The sequence below is a fragment of the Paraplanobispora takensis genome, assembly GCF_016863195.1.
GTDB lineage: Bacteria > Actinomycetota > Actinomycetes > Streptosporangiales > Streptosporangiaceae > Planobispora > Planobispora takensis.
On the sequence record NZ_BOOK01000033.1, the window covers coordinates 17,160 to 38,273 of the forward strand.

Below are 21,114 nucleotides of genomic sequence, written 5' to 3' on the forward strand. Positions count from 1 at the left end.
GCGAGCCCGCGACGACGGGTTCCGCGCTCCTGGGCGAGGTGATCGTATGAGCTGTGGAGATCCGCACGACACGGACTGCCGTGAGGTCCTGGACAAGGTCTACGCCTACCTCGACGGCGAGCTTGACCAGGACAACTCCGTCGACGTCCGGCACCACCTGGACGAGTGCAGCCCCTGCCTGAAGGAGTACGGCCTGGAGCAGGTCGTCAAGCAGCTGGTGGCCAAGCACTGCGGATGCGACCCCGTCCCCGACGATCTGCGCGCGAAGGTCCTGCGGCGCATCGAGCAGGTCCGGGGCGAGCTGGCGACCTGAGCTTCCGGGACCTTCTAGGATCTCCCGTAAGGCGATGCCATACGAACGGGGGGTCGGCATGCGGGTGCTCGTCACCGGAGGAGCCGGATTCATCGGGTCCAACCTGGTGGACCGGTTGCTGGAGGACGGTCACGAGGTGACGGTCGTGGACGACCTGTCCTCCGGAGACCGGGCGAACCTCGCCCGCGCCGAGGACAGCCCGCGCTTCACCCTGCAGGTGATGGACATCCGCGACCCCGCGCTGGCCGAGCTGGCGGCCGACTGGCGGCCGGAGGTCGTCTGCCACCTCGCCGCGCAGATCAGCGTGCGCAAGAGCGTGGCCGACCCGGTCCACGACGCCCGGCTCAACGTGGAGGGCACCGCCTCGGTGCTGACCGCCGCCCAGCGCGGCGGCACGCGCAAGGTCGTCTTCGCCTCCTCCGTCGCGGTGTACGGCAGGCCCGCGGTCATCCCGGTCCCCGGGGACGCGGCCACCGACCCGCGCTCGCCGTACGCGGCCTCGAAGCTGAGCGGGGAGACCTATCTGGCGACCTTCAAGGCGCTGTACGGCATCGACTACACCACGCTCGTGCTCTCCAACGTCTACGGCCCGCGCCAGTCTCCCGACGGCGAGGCCGGGGTGGTGGCGATCTTCACCGACGGGCTGCTCAACGGCACGCCCACCGTGGTGTACGGCGAGGGCGCCCAGACCCGCGACTACGTGTTCGTCGAGGACGTGGTGGACGGCTTCGTCCGCGCCTGCGGGGAGGCGGGCGGCGGCGGCCGGTTCAACCTGGGCACCGGGGTGGAGACGACCGACCGGCAGCTGCACGCCCTCGTCGCCGAGGCGGCCGGGGCGCCCGACCGGCCCGGCACCGCCCCGGCCCGTCTGGGGGACCTGCCGGCGATGGCCGTCGACCCGGCTCCCGCGTTCGAGGCGCTGGGCTGGCGGCCGCGCACCGAGCTGGCCACCGGGCTGAAGGCCACCGTCGAGTGGGCGAGGGCGCGTTCCGCCACCCGATAGCCACACTCATCGTGCTTGTATGGTTACGCTTTGCTTGCGATTATCATTCTGTCCTCCCGGGTGGGCCGCGTTTCTGTAGCCTGAGTTGCGACATCACCGTGGAGGCAGCGCATGTCGCAGGAAACGGTCGACCGGGAGCACTCGGGGATCTTCTGGACATGAGCACGCGCCCTTAGGACCCCTAGGTGGCCGTATTGCGTGGACTGCCATGGCCTGCCAAGGCTTACCTCGTCGTCGTCATCGGAGCCGCTGCCGGGCTGTTCGGGCACAGCGTGGCAGGCGGTCGCCTCGCACCGCTCGACTGGCCCACGCTGCTGGTGCTGGCCCTGCTGTTCCTGGTGTGCGAGTCGATGCCGACGCTGCTCAGCGTCAAGCGGGCCGCGGTGTCGGTCAGCTTCTCGGCGGCGCTGGCCGCGGTGGTGCTCGTCGGGCCGGAGGGCGCGGCACTGGTCGGCATGACGGCGGCGCTCAGCGTGCACCCGGGACTTCCGCCGGTCAAGCGGCTGTTCAACGGCGCCCAGTTCGCCGTCTGCGGCTACGTCGCCGGCATGGTCTACCAGCATCTGGGCGGTAAGACCGACGTCCCGGACATCGCCGGGTTCAACGACCTGATCCTGCCCTACGCCGGGGCGGCGGCGGTGTTCGTGCCGCTGAACTTCATCCTGATCGCGTTCATCCTGATCCTGAGCGGCCAGGCCGACCAGGTGCCGCTGCGCGGGCTGGCCCAGTTCCTGGTCTCCTATCTCGGATACGCCACGTTCGGGCTGCTGATCGCCGGGCTCTGGGCGACGGTCAACTCGATCTCCGCGGTGCTGGTGCTGATCCCGCTGTTCGTGGCCCGCTGGGGCTTCGGCCAGTACCTCGCCCAGCAGCGCTCCTACGACGCCACGATCGCCGCGCTCTGCCAGGCTGTGGAGACCAAGGACTACTACACCCGCGGCCACTGCACGCGTGTCTCCCTGGCCTCCGGCATGATCGCCGAGGAGATCGGGATGGGCCCGGAGCGGCTGCGGGCGATCCGCTACGCGGGCATGCTGCACGACGTCGGCAAGCTGGGCGTGCCGACGAAGGTGCTGCAGAAGGAGGGACCGCTGACCGAGGAGGAGTTCGCGGCCATCCAGCTCCACCCGATGCGCGGGCTGGAGATCGTGCGCGGCATCGACTTCCTCGACGAGGCCTTCGCCGGGATCATGCACCACCACGAGCGGCAGGACGGCAAGGGCTACCCGATGGGGCTGGCCGGCGACGAGATCCCGGAGTTCGCGCGGATCATCGCGGTGGCCGACGCCTTCGACGCGATGACCTCCGACCGCTCCTACCGCAACGCCCGCTCGGTCGAGATCGCCACCGCCGAGCTGCGCAAGGGCGCGGGCACCCAGTTCGACCCGGTCATGGTCGGCGCCTTCGTCAAGGCCCTCGACCGCGACGGCTGGCAGCCCACCCGCAAGGTCACCCCACCCCCGGAGGACGCCGCGGAGACCACCACCAAGGACCATGACGACCCGACCATGCCCATCCAGGTGGTGTCGGAGCGGTGAGCCGCCGAGCGAGCGCAGCGAGTGAGAAGGCGAACGCGACCCGGGAGCGCGGAGCGGTGAGCCGCCGAGCGAGCGCAGCGAGTGAGAAGGCGACCGGGAGCGCGGAGCGGTGAGCAGCACCGTCGTTCCGACCACGCGTGCCTTTCAGCGGCTGGACTCCGGGCAGCTCCTGCTCATCTCCGTGGCGGGGCTGCTGGCGGTGGCCGGGGTGGTGCACACCGCGGCGGTGGGGCTGGTCCAGCCGGAGTTCGCGATCGGGTTCGGCGCGCTGATCGCCGCAGGGGAACTGGCCAGGCTCACCATGCCGGGCAACCGGGAGGTGGCCCCCATCGGGGCGGCCGCCGCGCTGGGCTACACGTTGCTGCTCGACGTGGGCACCACCGAGGCCCTGCACTCGCCGCTGCAGGTCGTCGCCGTGATGGCGGTCGGGATGGCCGCCGGGGTGCTGCCGCACCTGGCGGTCGGGCGCCCGCCCCAGCTCGACGCGATGGCCCGGCGGCTGCTGACCGGCGCCCTGCTGGCCTTCGCCTACCGGCCGCTGGCCGACTCGCTGCACGGGATGACCCGGGGACCCGACGGGAGCTGGACGTCGGTGCTGGGCGTGATGGCCCTGCTGGTCATGGTGACGTTGACGCTGGACGTGCTGCTGGCCGCGGTGCTGCGGGCCGAGCAGGTGCGCGCCGCCTTCGGTGTGGCGCTGCGCGACGAGGTGCGGATGGCGGCTCCGCTGGGGGTGGCGGTGGGGTCCTCGGGCATCCTGCTGGCCCTGGCCTCGCACAGCATGGACATGGCGGCGCTGCTGGTCTTCGCGGCCCCGCTGCTGGTCACGCAGGTCGCCTTCCGTAAATACGCCGGGATCCGGGCCACCTACCTGCAGACGGTCCGGGCGCTGTCGCAGGTCACCGAGGTCGCCGGCTACGTCGAGCCCGGCCACTCGCGCCGGGTGAGCCGTCTGTCGGTCGCGGTGGGCCGGGAGCTGGGGATGGCCGAGCCGGAGCTGCTGGAGCTGGAGTACGCCGCGCTCATGCACGACATCGGGCAGCTCTCGCTGCGCGATCCGATCCCGGGGGGCGCGACCGTGCTCGTCGACTCCGCGCAGGCGCGGCGCATCGCCGAGCTGGGCGCGGAGGTCATCCGGCAGACGGGGGTGCTGGACCGGGTGGCGGAGATCGTGCGCCGCCAGTGCGACCCGTGCATCGAGATGCCGCCGCTGCCCAGCCGCATCATCAAGGCCGTCAACGCCTACGACGACCTGGTCGGCGCCTCCACCGACCGCGACCGGGCGGGGGCCTCGATGGAGCGGCTCCGGGGCGGGATCGGCGCCGAGTACGATCCGGACGTCGTGGAGGCGCTGGCCCGCGTCGTCGACCGTCTCGCGCGTTACTGATCCGGTGCTGGTTGTGGGGTTCCTACAGATCGTGTCGCCGCGATCGGTGGTTTAGGGCGAAAGGCTGCGCCGAGACCCCGGTCATATGGTGGAGCGGTCGAAAGGGGTCCACGACGTGTTCGAGTCCGTTCTGGTCGCAAACCGCGGCGAAATCGCCCGGCGAATCATCCGTACGGTCCAGCGCATGGGGCTGCGGGCCGTGGCGGTGTACTCCGAGGCCGACGCCGATCTGCCCTTCGTGAAGGAGGCCGACGAGGCGATCCTGTTGGGTCCCGCCAATCCGGCGCAGAGCTACCTCGACGCCGGGAAGGTCCTCGAGGCGGCCCGCGCGTCGGGCGCGCAGGCGGTGCACCCGGGCTACGGCTTCTTCTCCGAGAACGCGGAGTTCGCCCGCGCGGTGATCGGAGCCGGGCTCGTCTGGATCGGCCCCTCGCCCGAGTCGATCGAGCAGATGGGCGACAAGATCAATGCCCGGAACCTGATGGAGGCCGCGGGCGTGCCCGTCGCCGCGGGCACCCGGGAGCCGGTCACCGACGTGGAGAAGGCCGCGGCGGCCGCCGCCGAGATCGGGTACCCGGTCATGGTGAAGACGGCCGGCGGTGGCGGCGGCATCGGCATGGGCGTCGCCCACGACGAGGCCGGGCTGGCCAAGGCGTTCGAGACCGCCGCGCGGGCCGCGGCGCGCTTCGGCGGGACCGGTGAGGGGCCCGCGATCCTGCTCGAGCGCTACATCGAGCGCGCCCGCCACGTCGAGGTGCAGATCCTCGGCCTCGCGGACGGCACGGTCGTCGCGCTGGGCGAGCGCGACTGCTCGGTGCAGCGCCGCCACCAGAAGGTCGTGGAGGAGACGCCCTCGCCCGGCATCACGCCGGAGCTGCGCGAGCGCATGCTGGCGGCGGCCGTACGGGCGGGTGAGGCCGTGGGATACCGCGGAGCGGGGACCGTGGAGTGCCTGGTCGACGCCGACAACCAGGACTTCGTCTTCCTGGAGATGAACACCCGCCTCCAGGTCGAGCACCCGGTGACCGAGCTGGTGACCGGTGTCGACCTGGTGGAGCAGCAGCTGCGCATCGCCGCCGGGGAGAAGACCGACGTCGCGGCGGCCGCGAACGGCCACGCGATCGAGTTCCGTGTCTACGCCGAGGACCCCAAGCGCTTCTTCCCCGGTCCCGGGAAGATCGACGTGTGGAGCGAGCCGTCCGGCGAGGGCGTCCGGGTCGACTCCGGCTACGCCGAGGGCACCGTGGTCACGCCGTTCTACGACCCGCTCATGGCCAAGCTGTGCGTGTTCGGGCAGACTCGGGCCGAGGCGCTCGACCGCGCCCGCGAGGCGGTGGCCGCGTTCCGGATCGAGGGGCCCAAGAACAACCTGCCGTTCTGTGCGGAGCTGCTGGAGAACCCGGAGTTCGCGACCGGCGACTACGACACGGGACTGGTGACCCGCATGCGGGCCTGACCAGGCGGGTTTGGCAGGTTGGACGTTGGGACGAGTTGGACGGCCGGGCCGCGGGCCCGGCCGGGTGTGACATTGGCAGGCGAATGACGATGGGAGTTCCCGGTGGCTGAAGTACGCGCGGAGATGGTGGCGAACGTGTGGAAGGTCCTCGTCTCCGAGGGCGACACCGTCGAGGACGGCGACACGCTGGTCATCCTCGAGTCGATGAAGATGGAGATCCCGGTCATCACCGAGGACGACGGCGTGGTGGTCCAGCTCAAGGTCGCCGAGGGCGACGTCGTCCAGGAGGGCGACCTGATCGCCGTCATCGAGTAGCCGCCCGCCGTACCGCGGCGCCGGCCACCGCCGTCCGGGGTGCCCGCCGTACCGGCGCCGTCGAAGGGGTGCCGGTACGGCTGGGAGAACCGGGTGGACGCGGCCGATGGGGTCGGCGGGTGCGTCGAACTGAGCGGGCGGGCCGATGGGGTCGGCGGATGAGCCGGTCCGGGTGGACCCGGCCGATGGAGGCCGATGCGGTCAGCGGGCGTGTCGATCCGGGTGGACGCGGCCGGTGGGTCAGCGGGCGAGTCTGGCGAGGAAGCGGTCGCGGTCGACGATCATGCGTTCGATCGTGCCGGTTCCGACGAGCGTGTTCTCGTCGCGGGCGGTGAAGGCGAAGACCAGGCGGCGGCCGTCGACCTCGGTGAGCTCGGCGGCGATCTCGACGTGGGTGCCGACGGGGCTGGCGGCCAGGTGCTCCAGGGTGACCCTGGTGCCCACGGACGTCCGGCCCGGGTCCAGTTCCCCGGAGACCGCCTGGACGGTCGCCTGTTCGGCGAGGGCCAGCAGGCGGGGAGTGGCCAGCACGGGGACGTCCCCGCTGCCGACCTTCACCGCGGTGTCCTCCCTCTCGACCATGATGAGGAGCGTGGCGCGCAGACCCGGAGCGAGCGTCATGCGCGTCAGCATAGGGTCTGCTTCTGTGACGTCCTACTGCGACCACTGCGGGAACCCGGCCGGCGAAGGCGATCACGGGGCCTGCCGCACCGCCAGGGAGATGGAACCGCCGCGCTACTGCGCCCGCTGCCGCCGCCGGATGGTGGTGCAGGTGACACCGGCGGGATGGTCGGCGACGTGCGTGGAGCACGGTGTGCGTACCGGTTGACCCAAGAGGCGGGAGTGAGTGATCGGGTTCGGTGATAATGGAGTTCGTACGGCAAGCTATACAAAAACGTCCATAGCTCCAGATTTTGTGTCATGCTGCCGCTCGTCCCCAGTTTGCAGATCGGGCGGCACGCAGAGCTTCGTTATGTCGCCGTGACAGCGTCGCGATACAAATCCGCTTTGTTGGAGAACCCTGGGGTGGAAGTGGAGAGGGTTACGGGGGAGTCATGGTGGCCCAAGGCACGATGCTGGCCGGGCGGTATCGCTTAGATACCCGCATCGGCGCAGGCGGCATGGGCGAGGTTTGGCGCGGTGAGGACATCGTGTTGGCCCGCACCGTCGCCGTCAAGGTGCTGCTCCCGGGACGGATGGAGGACCCGGGTTTCCTGGTCCGATTCCAGGGCGAGGCCCGGGCGATGGCGACGATCAACCACCCGGGGGTCGTGGACGTCTACGACTACGGGGCTCACGAGGTACCGGGCGCGGGGGCGACCGTCTACCTGGTGATGAAGTTCGTGGACGGCGAGCCGCTCGACCGGCTGCTCGCCCGGCTGGGGAGCATCGCCCCCGGCGCGGCGATGGAGCTCATCGCCCAGGCGGCCTCGGCACTGCAGGCCGTGCACGACCAGGGCATCGTCCACCGGGACGTCAAGCCGGGCAACCTGATGGTCCGGCCCGACGGCACGCTCGTGCTCACCGACTTCGGCATCGCCAGGTCCGACGCGGCCAGCCGGCTGACCGACGCCGGCATGGTGCTGGGCACCGCCGCCTACTGCGCGCCCGAGCAGGCCGAGGGCGCGCCGGTCACCCCGCTGGTCGACATCTACGCCCTCGGCGTGGTCGCCTACGAGTGCCTGGCCGGGCAGCGGCCCTTCGACGGCGACAGCCCGGTCACGATCGCGCTCAAGCACATCCGCGAGGCCCCGCCGCCGCTCCCGGCCGCGATCCCGCCCGCGGTCCGCGCCCTGGTGGAGCGGGCGCTGTCCAAGGACCCGGCCCGGCGCTTTCCCAGCGCCGCGGCGATGAGCACCGCCGCCAGGCAGGCGGTGCTGGCCGCGGAGACGGGCGCCGAGGCGGCCCAGCAGGCCCCCGCCGGATACGCCGGCTACGACCCGGCCCCCGCCGGCTACGACCCGGCCTCCACCGGCTACGGCGCGGACGTCACCGCGCAGCAGGCCGGATGGGCGCAGACGGGATGGTACGACGCCGCCAGGCCCGAGGCGGGCCAGGCCCATCAGGAGAGCGCCGGGCCGACCGGATGGGTGGAGGCGGCCCAGCCGACCGGCATGCGGCACGTCGCCGCGCAGCCGACGACCGGCTGGCGGGCGGAGGCGCCGACCTCGCCGCCGCCCGGCATGCCGCCGGTCGATCCCGGCCATCGCGGCAGGGGTCGCCGCGGCGCGCAGCGGCCCAGGCGCAAGGGCAGCCTGCTGGCCGTCACCGCCGGGGCGCTCGTGCTCGGCGTCGGACTCGCCACCGTGGCGGTCAACGTGGTGGCGGCCTCCGATAGGGAGCCGCAGGTCACCCAGCCGGGCAGCGCCGAGACGCTGCCCGCGGGAGCCGAGTCGCCGAAGCCCTCCAAGGCCACCTCGCGCCCGCCGAAGCCCACGCCGACGAGGGAGCGCCTGACCAAGCCGACGCCCACCGCGGAGCCGACCCCGACGGAGGAGCCGACCGAGGAGCCGACTCCCACGCCGACTCCGACTCCGACGCCCTCCAAGAAGCCGACTCCCACGCCGACTCCGACGCCGGCGGTGAAGAAGAAGGTCCCGAGCGTGCTGGACCTGACCCCCGAGCAGGCCAAGGACGTGCTGGCGAAGGCCGGTCTGAAGGTGACGGTCACCTACAGCGGCGACGCCGACCCCGACCAGTGCACCAAGGTGGTCGAGCAGCGGCCGGGCGCGGGGGCGATGCAGGACGTCAGGAAGCCGGTGGAGGTCATCGCGGTCAACGTGCCGTGCCCGACCCCCAGCTCGACTCCGTCGTCGAAGCCGACGTCCTAGGAGTCCCGGCGCCGGGCCCCGTGGGGATCCGGCGCCGGAGTCCCGGTCGTCAGACCCCCGTGGTGGTGCGCGGGTAGGCGACGGACGGGTCGGTGGCGATGTTCACCATGTACGGCACGCCCGAGTCGAACGCGCGGCGCAGCGCCGGGCCGATCTCGGTGGGGTCGGTGACCAGTTCGCCGCCGCCGCCCAGGGCGGTCACCACCTGGTCGTAGCGGCACTGCGGCTGCAGGTCGGCGGCCACGTCGTAGCCGTAGAGCATCTGCATGGGGTGCTTCTCCAGGCCCCACATGCCGTTGTTGCCGCAGATCATCACCACCGGCAGGCGGTGCCGTACCAGCGTGTCCACGTCCATCAGCGAGAAGCCCGCCGCGCCGTCGCCCAGCAGCAGCACCACCTGGGAGGAGGGGCGGGCCAGGCGGGCGGCGATGGCGTAGCCCAGGCCGGTGCCCAGGCAGCCGTACGGGCCCGGGTCGAGCCAGTTGCCGGGCTGGCGGGGCTCGACGTACTTGCCGGCGTAGGAGACGAAGTCACCGCCGTCGCCGATCACCACGGCGTCGTCGGCGAGGATCCTGCCCAGCTCGCCGTAGATGCGCATCGGGTGGATCGGGTCGGCCTCGGCCGCGAGCAGCCCGGCGTCCCCGGCGATGGCGGCGGCCGAGGCGTCGGCCAGCTTCGCCAGCCACGGGGCGTACCTCACGGGGGACACGCCCGCCTCGGTGCAGGCCGTACCCAGCCCCCAGAACAGCAGGGACAGGTCGCCCGCGGCGGAGCCGGCCGGCTGCATGTGCGTGGCCAGCTGCGAGGGCGCGTCCACCAGGTGCACGACCTTGGCCAGCGGGGCCCCGTCCTTGCCGCCGAACCAGCCGTAGCCGAGCCGGAAGTCCAGCGGGGTGCCGGCCACGATCACCAGGTCGGCCTGGGAGAAGGCCAGGCTCCTGGCCCGGTTGACCAGCAGCTCGTGCCCGGCGGGCAGGATGCCCCGGCCCTGGCCGTTGGGGATGACCGGCAGGCGGTACTCCTCGGCGAAGCTCCGGGCGACCTCCTCGGCGCGGTCCATCCACACGTCGGAGCCCAGGACCAGCACGGGCCGCTCGGCCTCGGCCAGCAGCCTGGCGATCGAGGCCAGGGCGTCGGCGTCGGGTTCGAGGGGGGAGGGGGTCAGCGTCTCGGTGGCGTGCGGGGCGGCGGGGGCGAACAGGTCGTCCATGTAGAAGTCGAGGAAGACCGGGCCGCGGTGCGGGGCGATGGCGGTCCGGAAGGCCATCTCGACGTCCTGGCCGACGGAGTCGGCGCCCGAGCCGGTGAAGGCGAGCTTGGTGATCGGGGTGAACAGCGGCGGGTGGTCCATCTCCTGCAGTGCGCCGGAGCCCCAGCGCGAGCGCGGGGCCCTGCCTCCCATGACCACGACCGGGGAGCCGTTGAAGTGGGCGGTGGCCACGCCGCTGACGCCGTTGGTGATGCCGGGACCGGCGGTGAGCACGGCCAGGCCCGGCTTGCGGGTCAGCCGGGCGGTCGCCTCGGCGGCGAAGACGGCGCTCTGCTCGTGCCGCACGTCGAGGATGGAGACGTCCTCATGGACCGCTCCGTCGTACAGGGGGAAGACATGCCCGCCGGACAGGGTGAACATCGTCTCGATGCCGTAGGCCTTGGAGACGGCGACCGCGACGTCGCCCGCGTGCTTCGGAGACTCCATGCGCGAAACCTACCAGTCAGTCACTTAGCCGGACAGGGGAGTGGGCGGGGGGCCCGGGGGGACTCATGGGCCTCATACCCTCCCCCGATTTCCCCTCGTCACACGCGCGAACCATAACCGGTCCCCTACGGCACGTGACCGGTCGACGACCGAACCTTGACCGGACGCCCGCGGCCGGGCCGCGGCCTTGACGGTGGCGGGGGAAGGGGGATTGATGGACAGCGAATCCAATTCGGTTTTCGCAGGAGGGGCCGCCATGCCGATTCCGCGTTCGATCCTGACCAAGGGAGATCTCCCGGACCTGGATCTCGCCGTCGTCAGCGGGAGCTGGCCCAGCGATATCTCAGGACATTTCATCATCAGCAGCTCCGACCAGCGCAGCAACCCGATCCACGCGTTCTTCGGCGACGGCATTCTCGTCCGCCTCGCGCTCACCCCCGGCACCGACGGCGCCCCCGCCGGCCGGTTCGCCTGGCGGCCGCGGGTCATCGACTCCCCCTCGGTACGGCTGCGCCGCCGGCGCCCCGACCTGTTCACGGCCGGACCGGTCGGCACGTCCTCGCCGTTCGGCGGCCTCAACGCCGCCAACACCGCCCCGCTGCCCTGGGGCGACCGGCTCTTCGCCACCTGGGACGCCGGGCGCCCCGTCGAGGTCGACCCGGTCAGCCTCGCCTTCCTCGGCGAGGTAGGCCATCGCGACGACTGGGCCCCGGTCCTCGACGCCCCGGTCCTGCCCTCGATCCTGTCCACCGCCCACCCCGTGATCGACCCCGACCGCGGCTGCCTGTGGTCGGTGACCCGCGACCCGCTCACCGGCGGGCTGTCGGTGGTGCGCTACGACGGCGCGGGCAGACACGTGCGGCGCCGCCCCGTCGAAGGAGTGGTGTTCCCGCAGGCCACCCACACCATCACCCAGACCCGCGACTGGCTGGTGCTCGCCGACACCGCCTACAAGGTCGACCTCGACGAGGTCCTCGGGGCGGGCGACCGCCGGGTGGCCAACAACCCCGACGGCCCGCTGGTGCTCGTCCGCAAGGACGCCTTCGACGCCGCGCCGCCGGGCACGCCGGTGCGCGGCACCGTCTTCCGGATCGCTCCCGAGGTCAACCACTTCTACGCCGTCTACGACGACTCCGCCGGGATCCGTATCGTCATGGAGCACACGCCGGGCGTGGACATCGGCATGTACCTGCGGGAGGACGACCTCGACGTCCACGGCCGCCCGATCGACCCCGCCCTGCGCGGCATGTACTGCCACGGGATGACCCCGGCCCTCACCACGCTCCTGGAGTTCGACCCCGGCCGCGGGACGGTCACCGACCTCGCCCGGCTGTACGACCCGGAGCGCTACTGGCAGGCCGAACTGTCGGCCGTCGACTGGTCCGCGGAGGGACGGCTCGCCCCGACCCGCCACCATCTGATCTTCCAGGGCTTCCATCCCGAGGGGATCAACCAGCGGGCGCTGCGCAACTACGGCTCACGGGTGGACCGCTCGCTGTTCCCCGCCGAGCAGACCCCGGCGGTGCTCGCCTCCCTGGAGCACGGCTCGCTCAAGCCGCTGTCGGAGTGGGCCTGGTCCCCGGACGACTATCCGACCGCCCCCGCGTTCGTGCCCAGGAACCCCGGCGGGCCCGGGCGCAGCCGCTACGCGGGCGCCGAGCCCGGCGGGCACGACGGCCACCTCGTCGTGGTCGTGCACAACGACGCCCGCTTCCGGATCGAGGTCTTCGACGCCGCCGCCGTCTCGCGCGGTCCGGTGGCCACGCTGGCCCCGGCCCCCGGCACGGTCATCCCGTTCATGATCCATGCGGCCTGGATGCCGGAGGCCCGGCCCGCCGACCCCTCCGTCGAACGGCTCCGCTTCGCCGACGACCTCGACGACCGGCTCGGGCAGCTCGACCCCGCCCTGCAGGCCGTGGCCCGCGAGGTCGCCGCGGAGCTCTGACGGGGCTCCGGAGGCCTCACAGCGGGGGGACCGACCAGCCCTTCTCCGCCCACAGGGGCGCGTGCTCGGCGTTGACGTACAGCCGGTCCTCGGGGTTGGGGATCCGGTGGTAGCTCTGCGGGTGCAGCAGCTCGTGCGAGCTGTCGGACAGGTCCAGGACGTAGCGGTCGGGAGCCCGCCGCCCGGCCAGGAAACGCAGCTCGAAGGCGTGCAGCTTCAGCGGGTCGGCCGGGTTCCAGAGCCCGGCGCCGGCCTGGCGCGCCCGCCGCACCGAGTCGCGGGCCTGGCCCAGCGCGCCGCGCTCGGCCAACTCCCTGGCCGACCCCGGGGCGGGTACGGCCTGCGCCACCTTGTTCTCCTGGCGGACGAAGGGGTCGACGTTGGGCCAGATGAGGTACGGCATGACGTGCCCGCCGGCCAGCAACCGCTCGTTGTACGGCGCCGGCCGCGGCTTGGCCTTCTGGTCGCGGTTGACGTAGCACAGCAGCCTGCCGTACCGGTCGAGGATCTCGTGGGCGAAGGCCAGCCGCAGCTTGAAGGTCTCCCCGGTCAGGCCCTGCTCGGCGATGTCCGAGCTGATCATGTCCTTGAGCGCCTGCGTGGGCGGGCCGCCGTGGGCGGCGTGGTTGGCGGCCGTTCCGGCGTCCAGCTTCGTGAGCAGGTAGGCGTGGAGCGAAGCGCGCAGCGGCAGCGGTTCGAGACCGGGCGCGAACGGGTCGGTCAGGAACTGCGTCCAGGCCGGATTCGAGATCTTGACGAAGCTCTTCGGCCAGTCGGGGAAGGCGGTGTTGCGGGGCAGCTCGAAGCTGACCTCGGGGGCGTCCACGCCGAGCAGGCGCACGCCGAAGTTGCCGTCGGCCGCGATGTTGATGGTGTCGCCGTCATGGACGATCTTGTCGACGGGCTGGGGCGCGCCTCTGGAGCGTGCGAGGAGTGCGTGTCCGACGGTGATGCCGGGAACGGGCTGTTCGATCGCTTTCGCCATGTTCCACATGATGAACGCCCGTTCGCGGCTCGTCAGGAGGGTTGCCGGTCCCGAATATGACTCCTGTGACTCCGGGACCGGGGAACACGGGTCAGAGCGTGTCGGAGAGCGCCTTGATCGGCATCTTCAGGTCGGCCAGCAGCTCCAGGTCCTGATCGGCGGTGCGGCCCAGGGTGGTCAGATAGTTGCCGACGATGATCGCGTTGATCCCGCCCAGCAGGCCGTCCCGGGTGCCCAGATCGCCCAGCGTCAGCTCCCGGCCGCCGGCATAGCGCAGGATCGTGCGCGGCAGCGCCAGCCGGAAGGCGGCGATCGTCTTGAGCGCCTCGGATCCCTCCAGCAGCGGGAGCGACTCGAAGGGCGTGCCGGGGCGCGGGTTGAGGAAGTTCAGCGGCACCTCGTCGGGCGCCAGCTCGCCCAGCTGCCCGGCGAACTCGGCGCGCTGCTCCAGACTTTCGCCCATGCCGACGATGCCGCCGCAGCACAGCTCCATCCCGGCCTCGCGCACCATCAGGCAGGTGTCCCAGCGCTCCTGCCAGCTGTGGGTGGTGACCACCTTGTCGAAGTGCGAGCGGGCGGTCTCCAGGTTGTGGTTGTAGCGGTGCACCCCCATCTCGGCCAGCTCGTCGACCTGGGCCTGGGTGAGCATGCCCAGCGAGCAGGCGACGTTGATGTCCACCGCCTCGCGGATCGCCTTGACACCCTGGCGGACCTGGTCCATCAGCCGGCGGTCGGGGCCGCGCACGGCGGCCACGATGCAGAACTCGCTGGCGCCGGTGGCGGCGGTCTGCCGGGCGGCTTCGACCAGCGCGGGGATGTCCAGCCAGGCGGCGCGGACCGGGGAGGAGAACTGGCCGGACTGGGAGCAGAAGTGGCAGTCCTCGGGGCAGCCGCCGGTTTTGAGGGAGACGATGCCCTCGACCTCGACCTCGGGGCCGCACCAGGCCATGCGCACTTCGTGGGCCAGGGCTAGCAGGTCGGGCAGGCGCTCATCGGGCAGGGTCAGGCACTGCAGCGCCTGGGCGGCGTCCAGGCCGCGGCCTTCCTGGAGGACCTGGACCCGGGCGATCTCAAGGATGTCGCTCAACTGATGGCTCCGCTCTGCGGGGGTCGGCTACGGAGCCAGCCTAGATGTGCGCTCCACGCGGCGGGGGCGGGTCGTGGCGGGTACGGCAGGTCGTGATCACGAAGCGATCGTGAACGCCGTGCGGAAGGCCGCCGCGTCGAAGGCGCCGCCGAGTGACGGGCCCAGACCGGCCCGGGCCGCGCGGGCGAAGCTCTCACGGTCCATCGCGCCGGCTCCCTCCGGCAGGACGCCGGTCAGCGGGCGGGCGGCCAGCATCTCCAGGTCCGCCACGTTGCACCGCTCGGCCAGGCCGGGCTCGGCCGGCCACGACCCGATCACCACCCCGGCGGGCTGAAGCCCCCGCCCGGCCATCGCCTCCAGCGTCAGCGCGGTGTGGTTGAGCGTGCCCAGCCCCGCCCTGGCGACCAGGAGCACCGGGGCCCCGAGCCTGCGGGCCAGGTCGGCGATCGTGGCGCCCTCGTCGTCGAAGCGGACGAGCAGGCCCCCGGCGCCCTCCACGATCACCAGCCGGTGCGACTCCGCCAGCTCCTCGATCCGTTCGGCGGCCCGGGACGGCGACATCGCCCCGGCCCCCGAGACCCGGGCCGCGGCGGCCGGGGCCAGCGGGTCGGGGAAGCGGGCGAACTCGAAGGTGGTCGTCACGCCCGAGAGCCGGATGACGTCGTCCAGGTCGCCGGGCTCGTCCGGCCCGACCCCGGTCTGCGCGGGCTTGACCACCGCGACCGACGAACCCCGCTCGCGCGCGAGGGCCGCCACCGCGGCCGTGACGACCGTCTTGCCCACCCCGGTGTCGGTCCCGGTGACCACGAGAATGCTCACCCGCACCACCCTAGGGGCAAGCTCATCCGGCGCCGGGCACCGGCAGGGGGGTCAGGTGCATGCGGAGCCGGACGCGGGAGCGGCCGACCATCTGGGAGATGCTGAACTCGTCGCACAGCCGGCCCATGAGCCACAGGCCGAATCCACGCGGGCTGTCGGCTTCCGGGGTGGGGCGGTGGACGTCGTGGGCCTGCAGCGTCCCGGAGGAGTCGGTGATCTCGACGGTCAGGCAGCCGTCGTCGTACCAGAGTTCGAGGGTTCCGGTGCCGCCGCCGTGCTCGCGGACGTTGATGACCGCCTCGTTGGCCGCCACCACGAAGTCCATCAGGCGGTGGCCGCTCAGACCCGCCTCGGCCGCCAGTTCGGCGATCCGCTCACGCAGGGCGGGCAGATCGGTGTCGATGTCCCATCGGTGGTGCCGGGGGGTGCCCACTCGCGCTCCTCTCAGCGTGAGGTTGCGGGACCGGAGCCGTCGCTCCGGTCGTGCCGGGAGCCGAAGGCGATGGTCATACGGTAGTTCCCCTCTATGGGCAGGTGATGGTGCTTCCGGGAATTTTGTCGCACTCTCAGAGAAGTGTGATGGGGCGGAGCGGGGGTGGTGTTGACCCGGAGCGTGGCGGGAGAGGCGGGTATGGTGGTCGGACGCCCTACGTGGAAGGCCCGGTGATGACGAGAGTACGGCCGGCAGGCGAGAAAACCGGTGTCGTTTCCGCGGTCGAGCGCCCGGCTTGGCGAAACGATACGGAGTTCCTGGTGGAGGCCGGTCGCCGGCTGTCCGCCTCACTCAACACCCGCCGCTGTGCGCGGACCACCGCCGAGCTGGCCGCGGCCTTCCTGGCCGACGTCGCCATGGTGGTGCTGCCGCCCACCCGGCGCCGGGCGGGCTGGCTGCGCGGCACGGCCGGGCGGACCGGCCTGGAGGAGGGCGAGATCGACCTCGCCGCCGCCGCCGAGGTGCCGGGGCTCGCCGAGGCGCTGGCGGGCTTCCCGCCGGTGCCCAGCCGCTGGCTGGACTCCGCGCAGACACCGGCGTGGCTGTTGCCCGGGGGGTTCGGCCCGGTCGGCCACCTGCTGGTGACGCCGCTGCCCGGCAACGGCGTCCCGGCCGGGGCGCTCGTGCTCGCCCGCCGCGAGGGCTCCGCCCCCTTCGACGACAAGACCGAGACCCTGGTGCGGGTTTTCGCCGCCCGGGCCGGCGCGGCCATCTCCGCGGCCGTGCTGTACCAGGAGCAGAGCGCCACCAACGCGATCCTGACCGGCGACCTGCTGCCGCCCCCGCTGCCCGAGCTGGAGGGGGTGCGGATGGCCGGGGCGCTGCGCGCCTCCCAGCAGGCCGGGCTGATCGGCGGCGACTTCTACGACGTCTACCTGCCCGACGCCGACGCCCTGCGCGACGAGCCCGGGCGCAGGCCGCTGGTGACGCTGGGGGACGTGTGCGGCAAGGGGGCCAGGGCCGCGGTGCTGGCCGGGCAGGTCCGCCACAGCCTGCGCACCCTGCTGCTGCTGGAGGGCCGTCCCGAGCGGATCGTCGGGCTGCTCAACCGGTCCCTGCTGGCCTCCCCGGCGAAGAGCCCCTTCGTCACCATGGTGCTGGGGGCGGTGCACTCCGCCGCCGGCGGCCACACGCGGCTGGAGCTGGCCATCGCCGGGCACCCGGCCCCGCTGGTCCTGCGGGGCGACGGCACCGTGGAGGAGATCACCGAGCGCGGTTCCCTGCTCGGCGCGCTGAGGAGCATCGTCCCCGCCCTCGTCACCGTCGACCTGGCCCCGGGCGATGTGTGCCTGTTCTACAGCGACGGCATCACCGAGGCCTTCGGCGGTCCCACGGGCAGGGAGATGTACGGCACGGCCCGCCTGAAGGCCGACCTGGCCACCTGCGCGGGCATGCCGGTCACCGCCCTGGTCGAGCGCCTGGAGCAGCTCAGCACCGGCTGGCTGGCCGAGAGCGCGGAGCAGGACGACCGCGCGCTGCTGGCCGTACAGGCGGTGCCGTCGGAGGCCCGCGTCCCGGCCGGAAGAGGGGGGGAGCGATGACAGGCCTCGTTCCGGCCACGAGAGGGGAGGCGCGGTGAGCGAGCTCGTCCTGGCCCCCGGCCTGGAGGCGGCCGCCGAGAACTACCTCGAGCACATCGGCCACGCCGACGAGTTCGGCGCGGTCGACCTGGCTTTGAACCTGCTGGACGACGGGGTGCCCGCCGAGACCCTGCTGCTGGGACTCATCGCCCCCGCCCAGCGTCGCGTGGGCGAGCTGTGGGCCGCCGACCGCTGGTCGGTGGCCCGCGAGCACGGGGCCACGGCGGTGAGCGAGCGGGTCGTGGCGGCCATCGCCTCCCGGGTGCGGCCCGAGCCCGTCCTCGGCCGGGTCGTCGTCGCCTGCACCGACGGCGAGTACCACGCCCTGTCCACCCGGCTGCTGACCGAGGTGCTCCGCCTGCGCGGGTGGCGGGTCGACTTCCTGGGCGCCAGCGTCCCCGGCACCCACCTGATCACCCACCTGCACCAGAAGGGGCCCGACGCGGTCGCCCTCAGCTGCACGCTGCCCACCCGGCTGCCCCGCGCGCACGCCACGCTCACCGCCTGCCAGGCCGTCGGCATCCCCGTCCTGGCCGGAGGCCCCGGGTTCGGCTCCGACGGCCGCCTGGCCCGGCTCCTGGGCGCCGACGGCTGGGCTCCCAGCGCGGACGCGGCCGCCGACCACCTCCAGTCCGGCGGCCTGCCGTCGTCGCCGGTGGCGATGGACGCCATGGCCCACCTCGCCGACGAGGAGTACACCCAGCTGGTCCGGCGCCGCCCGGCCATCCTGACCGGCGCGATGGACGCCCTCGCCGGCGCCTACCCGCCCATGGCCCGGTACGACGACCGGCAGATGGAGTCCACCGCCGAGGACATGGCCCACATCGCCGACTTCCTCGCCGCCGCGCTCTACGTCGACGACACCGCCGTGTTCACGGACTTCGTCACCTGGACGTGCGGCGTGCTCCGGGCGCGCGGGGTGCCGCCCGGGGCGCTCGTGCGGGGGCTTCGCGTCTTCCGGGACCAGCTGAGAGAATTCCCTCGGGCCCGTCACCTGCTGGCCGAGGGCATCCATTCGGCGCACGCCGCCGAGACCGACGACGCCGATTGGGAGAACGAACGTTAGATGCTGGAGAGGATCCCGTTCCGTACCGAGGTGCTGGTTCCTGAACCGGGTGTGACCCGCGTGGTGGTCACCGGACACCTCGACTACGACACGGCTGCGGAGCTGTCGGCCATGTCGCCGAAGTTGTTCACCGGGAACGTCGAGGTGGTCGAGCTGGACCTGGCCGGCCTGACGTTCATCGACTCATCGGGGATGGCGGCCCTGATCCACGTGTACAACGCCGCGGAGGAGGCCCGCGGGAAGTTCAGGATCGTCGCCCTGACCCCCTACCTCAGTCACCTGTTCCAGGTCACCGCTCTGGACAAGGTGTTCGACCTGCCGTCCTGAGCCCGGCCGCCCGGCGGGGGCACGGTGATCGCCAGGACGGCGGTGTCGTCGTTCATGCCGCGGCCGAGCCGGTGGACGACCTCGTCCACCACGTCGATCATCGTGGCGGCGGGCAGGCCCGCCAGGCTCCGGGCCAGCGCGGTCAGCCGTTCGTCGCCGAACATCTCCCGGCCGGCGGGGGCGTCGTCGGCGAAGACGTAGGACTCGGTCAGGCCGTCGCTGTGCAGCAGCAGCCCGTCTCCCGGTTCCAGCCGTGCCCGCACGGCGGTGATGGTGGGGTGGGGGAAGATGCCCACCAGCGAGCCGTTGGGCGGGTGCAGCGCCTCGACCCGGCCGCCGGCGCGGACGAGCTGGGCGGGGGGATGGCCGCCGGCGGCCAGCACCAGGTCGAAGCCGTCGCCGTCGGGGGTGAGCAGCCCGAACTGGACGGTGCAATAGCGCGGCTCGTCCGGCTGCTGTTCCTGCAGCAGCACCGTGTTGAGGTTGGTCAGCACGCTGACAGGATCGGGGTGGTAGGTGGCCGCGGCCCGCAGCGTGTAGCGGGTCAGCGAGGTCAGCGCGGCGGCCTCGGCGCCCTTGCCGCACACGTCGCCCAGGAAGAACCCCAGCCTCCCGCCCTCCATCGGGAAGGCGTCGTAGAAGTCGCCGCCCACCCGGTCGCAGGAGGCCGAGTGATAGCAGGCCGCCAGCTCCAGGCCCGGCACCCTGGGGAGCAGGGGCGGCAGCAGGGAACGCTGCAGGGCGCTGGAGAGCGTCTCCAGCCGTTGTTTCTCGGCCTCCAGCTCCCGGCGCATCCGCCGCTCCCGCGTCACCGTGGAGAGCGCGGAGACGCGCAGGTCGAGCTCGTCGACGACCACCGCGGCCAGGTCGCGCAACGCCCGCAGCTGTTTTCCCGCGGCCGTGCGGGGCGCGGTGTCCAGGACGTTGATCGTGCCCAGCCGGTGCCCGTCGGAGGTGGTCAGCGGCACGGCGGCGTAGAAACGGACCCCGGGCTCGCCGTGGACCAGCGGGTCGCGGGCGGCGCGCTCGTCACCGGTCGCGTCGGTGACGATGTACGGACCGTCCTGGAGGATCGCCTCGCCGCACAGGCCGGCGTCGCGGTGGATCTGCCGCGGCCCGGCGGGCAGCCCCTGCCTGGCCTTGAACCAGATCCGGTCCTCGTCCACGATGGTGATCGCGGCCATCGGCGTCTCGAAGACCAGCGCGGCCAGCGCGGCCAGCCGGTCGAAGGCGTCGTCGGGCGGGGTGTCGAGGATGCGATAGCGATGAACCGCCGCCAGCCGGGCTTCTTCGGCCGCCGCGCCGCCGGTGCCGCTCAGGGTGTCCGTGCTCATATCCACCTTTCGCATGCCCCGGGGCGGGAGGTTGCCTCCCCTGGGGCACGGGCCGGACGGCCGGTGACGTCGCGCCCGCAGATGCCTGTAATGGCCACCAAGCATCCGTCTCCCGGCCGATACGACGACTCTGGCCAAACCAGCGTTCACTCCAGGCTAGGCCGACACACGCGTCGAAGTCTGCGACTTGGGACAACGACGCGCGGGACGCGGAGCGCCTCAGGGACGGCGCAGGCGGGTGACGAACTTGTAGCGGTCGCCGCGGTAGAGGGACTGGGCCCACTCGACGGGGTTGCCGTCGGCGTCGAAGGCGTGGCGGGTCAGCAGCAGCATCGGCAGGCCGACGTCCACGCTGAGGACCTGGGCGTCGTACGGCGTCGCGAGCACGGTCTCGATGATCTCCTCGGCGTCCATCAGCCGCACGTTGTAGGCGTTGTGCAGCGTCTCGTACAGCGAGGAGTGCACCTCCAGCTCCCGCCGGAGCCGGGGGAAGCGGCGGGCCGACAGGTGGGTGGTGTCGATCGACATCGGCTCGCCGTTGGCCAGGCGGAGCCGGTGGATGCGCAGCACGCGCCCGCCCGGGTTGATGGCCAGGCGGCGGGCCAGGGGCTCGTCGGCGGTCACGTAGCTGATGTCGAGGATCTTGGTGTCGGGTTCGAGGCCGACGGTCCGCAGATCACCGGTGTAGGAGGTGAGCTGGAGGACCTGGGCGACCTTGGGCTGCGCGACGAAGGTCCCCTTGCCCTGGATGCGCACCAGGCGCCCCTCGACCACGAGCTCCGACAGCGCCTGGCGCACCGTGGTCCGCGAGGTCTCGAAGCGGACCGCGAGAGTGCGCTCGGGAGGCAGCGCGCTGCCGGCGGGCAGGCTCTTGGTGAGCGCCAGCAGGCTCCGCTTGACGTCGTAGTACTTCGGGATCCGGGGTGACTCGTCGGTCAT

The 21,114-nt window shown here is 72.4% G+C and carries 20 protein-coding genes; 12 read left to right on the top strand and 8 right to left on the bottom strand.

Annotation, left to right across the window (positions count from 1 at the left end; genetic code table 11):
• Nucleotides 1-46: 46 nt before the first annotated feature.
• From rsrA to Pta02_RS22725, 6 genes are all read left to right on the top strand, one after another.
• Nucleotides 47-313 carry a mycothiol system anti-sigma-R factor gene (rsrA, locus tag Pta02_RS22700; RefSeq protein ID WP_203876922.1) on the top strand — a complete coding sequence of 89 codons (267 nt, stop codon included), beginning with the start codon at nucleotides 47-49 and terminating at the stop codon, nucleotides 311-313.
• Between the two features lie 34 nt (nucleotides 314-347).
• A complete protein-coding gene (locus Pta02_RS22705) occupies nucleotides 348-1,316 on the top strand; it encodes an NAD-dependent epimerase/dehydratase family protein (RefSeq protein WP_307837492.1) in 969 nt (322 codons plus the stop codon).
• Between the two features lie 194 nt (nucleotides 1,317-1,510).
• Nucleotides 1,511-2,854, top strand: coding sequence for an HD-GYP domain-containing protein (locus Pta02_RS22710; protein WP_203876923.1), 1,344 nt, complete (start codon nucleotides 1,511-1,513; stop codon nucleotides 2,852-2,854).
• A gap of 109 nt (nucleotides 2,855-2,963) precedes the next feature.
• Nucleotides 2,964-4,241 carry an HD-GYP domain-containing protein gene (locus tag Pta02_RS22715; protein ID WP_203876924.1) on the top strand — a complete coding sequence of 426 codons (1,278 nt, stop codon included), beginning with the start codon at nucleotides 2,964-2,966 and terminating at the stop codon, nucleotides 4,239-4,241.
• 85 nt (nucleotides 4,242-4,326) lie between these two features.
• A complete protein-coding gene (locus Pta02_RS22720; protein WP_239131161.1) occupies nucleotides 4,327-5,697 on the top strand; it encodes an acetyl-CoA carboxylase biotin carboxylase subunit in 1,371 nt (456 codons plus the stop codon).
• Between the two features lie 102 nt (nucleotides 5,698-5,799).
• The gene (locus Pta02_RS22725) at nucleotides 5,800-6,012 is read left to right on the top strand and encodes a biotin/lipoyl-binding carrier protein (protein WP_203876926.1); all 213 of its coding nucleotides are present in this window, start codon (nucleotides 5,800-5,802) and stop codon (nucleotides 6,010-6,012) included.
• A gap of 240 nt (nucleotides 6,013-6,252) precedes the next feature.
• On the opposite strand, the gene Pta02_RS22730 is transcribed toward Pta02_RS22725, so the two are convergent.
• On the bottom strand, nucleotides 6,253-6,633 hold the full coding sequence (locus tag Pta02_RS22730) for a thioesterase family protein (protein ID WP_239131162.1): 381 nt from the start codon (nucleotides 6,631-6,633) through the stop codon (nucleotides 6,253-6,255).
• Here Pta02_RS22730 and bsaP point away from each other — a divergent pair.
• Both bsaP and Pta02_RS22735 read left to right on the top strand, forming a co-directional pair.
• Nucleotides 6,632-6,841, top strand: a complete 210-nt coding sequence (gene bsaP, locus Pta02_RS42480; protein WP_444980749.1) for a biotin synthase auxiliary protein BsaP — start codon at nucleotides 6,632-6,634, stop codon at nucleotides 6,839-6,841. The two genes, Pta02_RS22730 and bsaP, sit on opposite strands and share 2 nt — an antisense overlap.
• 244 nt (nucleotides 6,842-7,085) lie before the next feature.
• Nucleotides 7,086-8,843: a serine/threonine protein kinase gene (locus tag Pta02_RS22735; RefSeq protein ID WP_239131166.1), complete on the top strand. Its 1,758-nt coding sequence runs from the start codon at nucleotides 7,086-7,088 to the stop codon at nucleotides 8,841-8,843.
• A gap of 49 nt (nucleotides 8,844-8,892) precedes the next feature.
• On the opposite strand, the gene Pta02_RS22740 is transcribed toward Pta02_RS22735, so the two are convergent.
• Entirely contained in the window at nucleotides 8,893-10,539 is a 1,647-nt protein-coding gene (locus Pta02_RS22740) for an acetolactate synthase (protein WP_203876929.1), read from the bottom strand.
• 256 nt (nucleotides 10,540-10,795) lie between these two features.
• Between Pta02_RS22740 and Pta02_RS22745 the strand changes: the two genes are divergently transcribed.
• The gene (locus tag Pta02_RS22745; protein WP_203876930.1) at nucleotides 10,796-12,484 is read left to right on the top strand and encodes a carotenoid oxygenase family protein; all 1,689 of its coding nucleotides are present in this window, start codon (nucleotides 10,796-10,798) and stop codon (nucleotides 12,482-12,484) included.
• Nucleotides 12,485-12,500: 16 nt separating this feature from the next.
• On the opposite strand, the gene Pta02_RS22750 is transcribed toward Pta02_RS22745, so the two are convergent.
• The 4 genes from Pta02_RS22750 to Pta02_RS22765 form a co-directional block, all read right to left on the bottom strand.
• Entirely contained in the window at nucleotides 12,501-13,469 is a 969-nt protein-coding gene (locus tag Pta02_RS22750; RefSeq protein WP_203876931.1) for a thermonuclease family protein, read from the bottom strand.
• Between the two features lie 91 nt (nucleotides 13,470-13,560).
• On the bottom strand, nucleotides 13,561-14,556 hold the full coding sequence (bioB, locus tag Pta02_RS22755) for a biotin synthase BioB (protein WP_203876932.1): 996 nt from the start codon (nucleotides 14,554-14,556) through the stop codon (nucleotides 13,561-13,563).
• 96 nt (nucleotides 14,557-14,652) lie between these two features.
• Entirely contained in the window at nucleotides 14,653-15,375 is a 723-nt protein-coding gene (gene bioD / locus Pta02_RS22760; protein ID WP_203876933.1) for a dethiobiotin synthase, read from the bottom strand.
• A 22-nt stretch (nucleotides 15,376-15,397) separates the two neighbouring features.
• A complete protein-coding gene (locus Pta02_RS22765) occupies nucleotides 15,398-15,808 on the bottom strand; it encodes an ATP-binding protein (protein ID WP_203876934.1) in 411 nt (136 codons plus the stop codon).
• 320 nt (nucleotides 15,809-16,128) lie between these two features.
• Here Pta02_RS22765 and Pta02_RS22770 point away from each other — a divergent pair, with 320 nt between their 5' ends.
• The 3 genes from Pta02_RS22770 to Pta02_RS22780 are packed head-to-tail and all read left to right on the top strand — an operon-like array spanning nucleotide 16,129 to nucleotide 18,841.
• A complete protein-coding gene (locus Pta02_RS22770) occupies nucleotides 16,129-17,409 on the top strand; it encodes a PP2C family protein-serine/threonine phosphatase (protein WP_203876935.1) in 1,281 nt (426 codons plus the stop codon).
• A gap of 34 nt (nucleotides 17,410-17,443) precedes the next feature.
• Complete coding sequence (locus Pta02_RS22775; protein WP_203876936.1) at nucleotides 17,444-18,514, top strand: cobalamin B12-binding domain-containing protein; 1,071 nt, start codon at nucleotides 17,444-17,446, stop codon at nucleotides 18,512-18,514.
• A complete protein-coding gene (locus Pta02_RS22780; RefSeq protein WP_203876937.1) occupies nucleotides 18,515-18,841 on the top strand; it encodes an STAS domain-containing protein in 327 nt (108 codons plus the stop codon). It abuts the gene before it with no gap.
• Here Pta02_RS22780 and Pta02_RS22785 read toward each other — a convergent pair.
• Both Pta02_RS22785 and Pta02_RS22790 read right to left on the bottom strand, forming a co-directional pair.
• Nucleotides 18,790-20,175, bottom strand: a complete 1,386-nt coding sequence (locus tag Pta02_RS22785) for a PP2C family protein-serine/threonine phosphatase (RefSeq protein ID WP_203876938.1) — start codon at nucleotides 20,173-20,175, stop codon at nucleotides 18,790-18,792. The two genes, Pta02_RS22780 and Pta02_RS22785, sit on opposite strands and share 52 nt — an antisense overlap.
• Nucleotides 20,176-20,394: 219 nt before the next feature.
• Entirely contained in the window at nucleotides 20,395-21,114 is a 720-nt protein-coding gene (locus Pta02_RS22790) for a GntR family transcriptional regulator (protein WP_203876939.1), read from the bottom strand.

Excerpts from the sequence above, each read along its gene's own strand:
- Pta02_RS22740 (WP_203876929.1), bottom strand. The coding sequence starts at position 10,539 with ATGGAGTCTCCGAAGCACGCGGGCGACGTCGCGGTCGCCGTCTCCAAG.
- Pta02_RS22780 (WP_203876937.1), top strand. The coding sequence starts at position 18,515 with ATGCTGGAGAGGATCCCGTTCCGTACCGAGGTGCTGGTTCCTGAACCG.
- rsrA (WP_203876922.1), top strand. The coding sequence starts at position 47 with ATGAGCTGTGGAGATCCGCACGACACGGACTGCCGTGAGGTCCTGGAC.
- Pta02_RS22720 (WP_239131161.1), top strand. The coding sequence starts at position 4,327 with ATGGTGGAGCGGTCGAAAGGGGTCCACGACGTGTTCGAGTCCGTTCTG.
- Pta02_RS22750 (WP_203876931.1), bottom strand. The coding sequence starts at position 13,469 with ATGGCGAAAGCGATCGAACAGCCCGTTCCCGGCATCACCGTCGGACAC.
- Pta02_RS22730 (WP_239131162.1), bottom strand. The coding sequence starts at position 6,633 with ATGACGCTCGCTCCGGGTCTGCGCGCCACGCTCCTCATCATGGTCGAG.
- bsaP (WP_444980749.1), top strand. The coding sequence starts at position 6,632 with ATGCGCGTCAGCATAGGGTCTGCTTCTGTGACGTCCTACTGCGACCAC.
- Pta02_RS22735 (WP_239131166.1), top strand. The coding sequence starts at position 7,086 with ATGCTGGCCGGGCGGTATCGCTTAGATACCCGCATCGGCGCAGGCGGC.
- Pta02_RS22785 (WP_203876938.1), bottom strand. The coding sequence starts at position 20,175 with ATGAGCACGGACACCCTGAGCGGCACCGGCGGCGCGGCGGCCGAAGAA.
- Pta02_RS22745 (WP_203876930.1), top strand. The coding sequence starts at position 10,796 with ATGCCGATTCCGCGTTCGATCCTGACCAAGGGAGATCTCCCGGACCTG.
- Pta02_RS22705 (WP_307837492.1), top strand. The coding sequence starts at position 348 with ATGCCATACGAACGGGGGGTCGGCATGCGGGTGCTCGTCACCGGAGGA.
- Pta02_RS22790 (WP_203876939.1), bottom strand. The coding sequence starts at position 21,114 with ATGACCGACGAGTCACCCCGGATCCCGAAGTACTACGACGTCAAGCGG.